The organism is Pontimicrobium sp. MEBiC01747, from assembly GCF_053601635.1.
The window spans coordinates 1-5,504 of sequence record NZ_JBSHNS010000270.1 but is presented as its reverse complement, the minus strand read 5'-3'; the positions used below and the strand labels follow the sequence as shown (position 1 = coordinate 5,504).

The following is a 5,504-nucleotide window of genomic DNA, read 5'->3' as shown; positions in this document are numbered from 1 at the left end:
GGCACGTATTTAGCAACATTATATCCTTTTTCAGCTAGATTAAAACTTATATGGTCACTCATTCCATAAAGTTGACCAAACCATACGCGATTGTCTCCTTTATCTATTTTTAACTGCTCCATAATATCCATTGCTAAATATGTACTCTCTTCATTATGCGTTCCTACAAAAATAGAAATTTCATTAAGGTTGTTTAAAATATAAACTAAACAATCGTTAAAACTATCATCTGTTGTTGCTTTATCTTTACATATTGGAGATTTGTATCCTTTTTCTTCAGCACGTTCTCGCTCTTTTTCCATGTAGGCGCCTCTTACTATTTTAAACCCTAGCGTAAAACCTCCTTTTTTAGCGCGCTCGTGAGATGCTTTTAAAAATTCTAACCTATCCCATCTGTAAGTTTGTAATGTATTGTAAACAATTGGTTTTTCTTTATTATAAATTGCCATCATGTCTTCTACTAACTCATCTGCAGCATCTTGCATCCAGCTCTCTTCACCATCAATTAAAACTTCAACATCTTTCTCACTAGCTAACTTACAAATAGCATTAAATCTAGACACTATACGCGCCCACTCCTGCTCTTCCTCTTCTGTAAAAGCTTTCCCTTCTCCTTTCTTTTGAAATAAATAAAAACGCCCTAATCCCGTTGGTTTAAAAACAACTATAGGCATAGCATCTTTTTCGTCAGAAAATCCTACGATTTTTAATATTTTTTCGGTTGCCTCATCAAACTGTTCTTCTGTTTCCTTGCCTTCTACCGAGTAATCTAAAACAGAACATACGCGTTTAGAATACATTTTATCAATTACGGTTAAACAATCATCTTCATTTACTCCTCCGCAAAAATGATCGAATACTGTAGCTCTAATTAAACCTTCGACAGGTAATTTGGCCTTTAACGCAAAATTTGTGGCGGCAGTACCTATTTTTACTAAAGGCTGACTTGCTATCATTTTAAATAAAAAATAAGCTCGTTCTAATTCAGAATCGCTTTTCAACGAGAAAGCAACTTCTGTGTTATCAAAGATTTTTTCTTGACTCATCGTTTTTTATGAAAATATATTTGTACAAATATAATTATACTAACATATAATTATACAAAAATCACTTATTTTCGCATACTATATTTTAGATATTTTTAGATGACTTCTATTACAACTCAAGATTACACTATATACTTAAATGAAGCTTGCTATCCTGCTTTAAACAACCTTTTAAAGACGAAAAATTATTCTAAAATTTTTCTTTTAGTAGACACAAATACTCATAAAGAATGTTTACCAAGTTTTTTGGCTCGTTTAGAAACTAATACGCTTATTGAAATTATTGAAATTGAAGCTGGCGAAATTAATAAAACAATAGATACTTGTTCTGGAGTATGGAACGCCTTATCTGAACTAGATGGAGACCGTAAAAGCCTGATGATAAATCTAGGCGGTGGAGTGGTTACAGATTTAGGAGGGTTTGTTGCTTCTACTTTTAAAAGAGGTATCGATTTTGTTAATGTACCAACATCTTTACTTGCAATGGTAGATGCTTCTATTGGTGGTAAAACTGGGGTTGACCTAGGGAGCTTAAAAAATCAGATAGGTGTTATTAACACCTCAAAGATGGTATTGGTAGATACGTCTTTTTTAACCACGCTTCCACAGCTAGAAATGCGCTCTGGTTTAGCAGAAATGCTAAAACACGGCTTAATTTATAACAAACTGTATTGGAATAAATTAAAAAACTTATCTAAACTATCACTTAAAGATTTAGACGACTTAATTTTTGAATCTATTTTAATCAAAAAAGACATTGTAGAACAAGATCCTAACGAAGAAAATTTACGTAAAACATTAAATTACGGACACACATTGGGGCATGCTATAGAGTCTCATTTTTTGAGTCATCCTGAACGCCAAACACTTTTACATGGTGAAGCTGTTGCTATAGGAATGGTTTTAGCGACTTATTTATCTACCAAACTCCTTGATTTCCCCGCTATTGATAACAACGACATAAAACAAACCATTAAGTCTATATACGGCCATGTAGACATTAAACCTGATGATTACAGCCCTATTATTGAACTTTTAAAGTATGACAAAAAAAATGAACATGGTAATATTAATTTTGTACTACTTGAAGCTATAAGTAAAACAAAAATTAATTGTATTGTAAATAATGACTTAATAATAGAGGCGTTTAATTTTTATAATTCATAAATTATTTTTTAACAAAAAAATTGTAACTTTATAATAATCCTTAGATAAAGGAACTCCACATAAGTAATTATGAACTTAAAAGTATAGTTGTTATGAAAAGAGTTATAGTAGATTATAAAAAATTAACACCAGAAGTTTTAAATTTATTAACTGAAAAGTATCCAGACGGCTACGGAGACAAGGATATTATAACCTTCGATGATCATAAAAATCAAACAATAGAAGCTGTAGAAGTAAAAACAGAGGACACCATTTACTTAGTAAAAGTAAGTAGTAAATTACACTATACCATGACTAATTTTGATACAAATGATGTTTTAGAGCTAAATAATGATGGCCATGTTGTAATAAACTTTGATAACAATGATTAAAGCTACTACAAATAACGTGCTTTAATTACATTACCATGATGTTTCTCGTGCCCTATAATCAAGAATCCTAATGCTCTTACAGAAACCTCTCCTCCTCCTGCAACACCTTTATTAAGCATCATATCGTTATCAAAACTACTAAACAGCGCTATAGTAGATAGCCTTACAAGTCTATACTCTTCTAATAAAGAAGTTATACTTCTACCATTTGCTTTACTGGCTTCTGCATAATGGTTTTCTTCAAAACCACTCAAGACTGTTTTATCATATCTAGCAAAACGCATAGCACGGTAACAAAAAACGCGCTCTGAATCTATTAAGTGGTTTATAATCTCCTTTATAGTCCACTTTCCTTCAGCATAGCTATATTCTAGCTTATCTCCCCCTATCGCCTCATAAAATGCAATCATAGTGTCCATACCCTGCTGTAATCCTTCAATTAAATCTACAGCTCCTGCTTGCTGTATATAGCTATTAAAGTATGGTATATATTCATCTTTTTGTAATTGAGTCGCATTCATAAAGTAAAGGGTTAGATTAAAAATTAAATGTAACAAAAAAAACCTTTCGAAATCTCGAAAGGTTTTATAATATACTGTTAAAACTAAATTATAGTTCTCTAAAAATATCGTGCATTAAGCGTTTCTTATCATTAATGCTTTCTTCTAAAGAAATCATTGTTTCGGTTCTATACACGCCTTCGATATCATCTAACATAAAAATTACATCTTTTGCATGTTCTGTATTACGCGCTCTAATTTTACAGAAAATATTAAACTTCCCTGTAGTAACATGTGCAACAGTTACAAATGGTATTTCGTTAATTCGCTCTAAAACAAAGGTTGTTTGCGATGTATTTTGAAGAAATACTCCTACGTATGCTATAAAAGAGTATCCTAATTTTCTGTAATCTAATGTTAACGAAGACCCTTTTATAATACCTGCATCTTCCATTTTCTTAACTCTTACATGCACAGTCCCTGCAGAAATCAATAATTTTTTAGCAATGTCTGTAAAAGGCACCCTTGTATTATCTATCAGCATATCAAGAATTTGATGATCAATTTCGTCTAATTTAAATTTTGCCATTTTTGTTTTTTATTAAATATAAAGCAAAAATACCACAATATTACTGAATAATAAATATTAAATTTTAAGATTTTAAGATTTTTAATGATAATTTTACATTGTTAACTTTTACGAAATCGATTTCGCTACCCAGTTTCAACGCTTCATTTTCTTCACCTAAAACCATAGTACCATAAGCCTCAATGGTTTTGTGTGCGTGATAGTCTTTTAAGGGCTCCATTTTTACTATTCTTGGAACAAAATCTAGAGTATTTCCATCTAATTTCTCTTCATATTGCACAGCTATATCTTTCATTTCATTATTTACTAGTGCATTCCTAATAATAATATCGTAGTAGTATTTTTTATTTTCTGGTATGCGTAAATAATCTTTATAATCATCAACATCTACTTCATCGTTAATTATCGTATTTAAAGCCGTTATAAGTGATTGATAGATAAACTCACGCACTACTTCCCTATCGTAATCATTAGCGTAATGGCCAGCTTCAAATAAAACGGTAGGCGTATTTAGTGTTTGAAATGTATCACCGACACAATTTATATTAAAAGCGTCATCGTACGTCCCTACCTGCCCAGGTATTTGTAATTGTAATACAGTATTCATCTTTACAACTACAGACATCGCTTTTTTACGTGTTTCTGTAACACTACAAGCTTCATCTTGAGCTGGAGATAAAAAGGATACTGTAGCAGATTTATCTGTATTACCTACATTAAAAATAGTGCGTTGCCCATGTAAATTAAAACAATAATGAGGCTTAAAGTTTTCAAAACAGTCTTTTAGAACTTTGCTTTCTGGTTGAGATTGCTTTTGAGCGTCTCTATTTAAATCAACTGTATTTGCATTTAAGCGCGTATACATTTTTGCTCCATCTGGATTTAATATGGGGATTATTTTAACCGTACAAGACTTTAAAAGCTGTTTAGAAAATTTATTTTCTACCTTAATTGTGTTTAATAAATCGAAAATAGCCTTGGTTGTTGTAGATTCATTACCGTGCATTTGAGACCACATTAATATTTTTTTTGGTCCATTACCTAGAGTAATACTATGAATATTTTCGCCTAAAACAGATTGTCCTATCTCATCAATTTTAAAAAAAGTAACATGTTTTTCTAATAGCGGTTTAATATGTTCCGTGTTTATATAGCGCCCAAAAAGCAGTTGCTCTTTATGCTTTTTATAATAGTTTTTTAAAGTATCTAAAGTCATCTAAGTAATATATGGTAGACAAATGTAAACATTAATAAATTTACAGTTGTAAACACGCTATTTTACATTTGTAAACATTGAAATTTAACTTAGATGTTTACGTATGTATACACTTTAGTTTTTAACAGAAACCTAAAGTCTTTAAGCATTGAAGAATATTCAATAAAAATTATTTAAAAATCATATTTTATTATTAATCAGTAATTTAAATACTATTACTTGAAGTATAAATACAATATAAAATCTATTATTTTAAGAATTAAAGCTTATTGTTTTGATAGTATACATATAAATGTTACATTTGTAAACATCAATATTAACCACTAACTGTTTACAATTGTAACAACATGTTAAACAACGAAGAGTTTACAAAAAGACTTAAAAAAATCATTGACTATTATGGTGAAAGTGCCTCTTCTTTTGCCGAAAAAATTGGAGTGCAACGTTCTAGTATTTCGCACATACTTTCTGGTAGAAATAAGCCTAGTTTAGAATTCGTTTTAAAAGTACTTTCTGCTTTTCCTGAAGTAGAATTATATTGGTTAATGAATGGAAAGGGAAAATTTCCAGTTGAGAAAAATGTTGAAGCAAAAATTGAAAGACAACCTACTCTTC

The 5,504-nt window shown here is 30.5% G+C and carries 7 protein-coding genes; 3 read left to right on the top strand and 4 right to left on the bottom strand.

The window, feature by feature from the left end:
• Positions 1 to 1,046, bottom strand: a 1,046-nt coding sequence (locus ACVC2P_RS09000; RefSeq protein ID WP_452598143.1) for a proline dehydrogenase family protein, incomplete at its 3' end; no start/stop codon positions are given.
• Between the two features lie 99 nt (positions 1,047 to 1,145).
• On the opposite strand from ACVC2P_RS09000, the gene aroB reads away from it, so the two are divergent.
• Together aroB and ACVC2P_RS08990 are read left to right on the top strand one after the other, a co-directional pair.
• A complete protein-coding gene (gene aroB, locus ACVC2P_RS08995; protein WP_452598142.1) occupies positions 1,146 to 2,213 on the top strand; it encodes a 3-dehydroquinate synthase in 1,068 nt (355 codons plus the stop codon).
• Between the two features lie 92 nt (positions 2,214 to 2,305).
• Positions 2,306 to 2,584: a hypothetical protein gene (locus ACVC2P_RS08990; RefSeq protein ID WP_452598141.1), complete on the top strand. Its 279-nt coding sequence runs from the start codon at positions 2,306 to 2,308 to the stop codon at positions 2,582 to 2,584.
• Positions 2,585 to 2,589: 5 nt separating this feature from the next.
• On the opposite strand, the gene ACVC2P_RS08985 is transcribed toward ACVC2P_RS08990, so the two are convergent.
• The 3 genes from ACVC2P_RS08985 to ACVC2P_RS08975 all read right to left on the bottom strand — a co-directional run bounded on the left by ACVC2P_RS08985 (position 2,590) and on the right by ACVC2P_RS08975 (position 4,889).
• Positions 2,590 to 3,105, bottom strand: coding sequence for a DinB family protein (locus ACVC2P_RS08985; RefSeq protein WP_452598140.1), 516 nt, complete (start codon positions 3,103 to 3,105; stop codon positions 2,590 to 2,592).
• A gap of 88 nt (positions 3,106 to 3,193) precedes the next feature.
• Positions 3,194 to 3,673 (bottom strand): Lrp/AsnC family transcriptional regulator, encoded by a 480-nt coding sequence (locus tag ACVC2P_RS08980; protein ID WP_452598139.1) that lies wholly within the window; start codon positions 3,671 to 3,673, stop codon positions 3,194 to 3,196.
• Between the two features lie 64 nt (positions 3,674 to 3,737).
• Positions 3,738 to 4,889, bottom strand: a complete 1,152-nt coding sequence (locus ACVC2P_RS08975; protein WP_452598138.1) for a M14 family zinc carboxypeptidase — start codon at positions 4,887 to 4,889, stop codon at positions 3,738 to 3,740.
• A 347-nt stretch (positions 4,890 to 5,236) separates the two neighbouring features.
• Between ACVC2P_RS08975 and ACVC2P_RS08970 the strand changes: the two genes are divergently transcribed.
• On the top strand, positions 5,237 to 5,504 hold a 268-nt coding region (locus tag ACVC2P_RS08970), incomplete at its 3' end, for a helix-turn-helix domain-containing protein (RefSeq protein WP_452598137.1).

Excerpts from the sequence above, each read along its gene's own strand:
- aroB (WP_452598142.1), top strand. The coding sequence starts at position 1,146 with ATGACTTCTATTACAACTCAAGATTACACTATATACTTAAATGAAGCT.
- ACVC2P_RS08990 (WP_452598141.1), top strand. The coding sequence starts at position 2,306 with ATGAAAAGAGTTATAGTAGATTATAAAAAATTAACACCAGAAGTTTTA.
- ACVC2P_RS08985 (WP_452598140.1), bottom strand. The coding sequence starts at position 3,105 with ATGAATGCGACTCAATTACAAAAAGATGAATATATACCATACTTTAAT.
- ACVC2P_RS08980 (WP_452598139.1), bottom strand. The coding sequence starts at position 3,673 with ATGGCAAAATTTAAATTAGACGAAATTGATCATCAAATTCTTGATATG.
- ACVC2P_RS08975 (WP_452598138.1), bottom strand. The coding sequence starts at position 4,889 with ATGACTTTAGATACTTTAAAAAACTATTATAAAAAGCATAAAGAGCAA.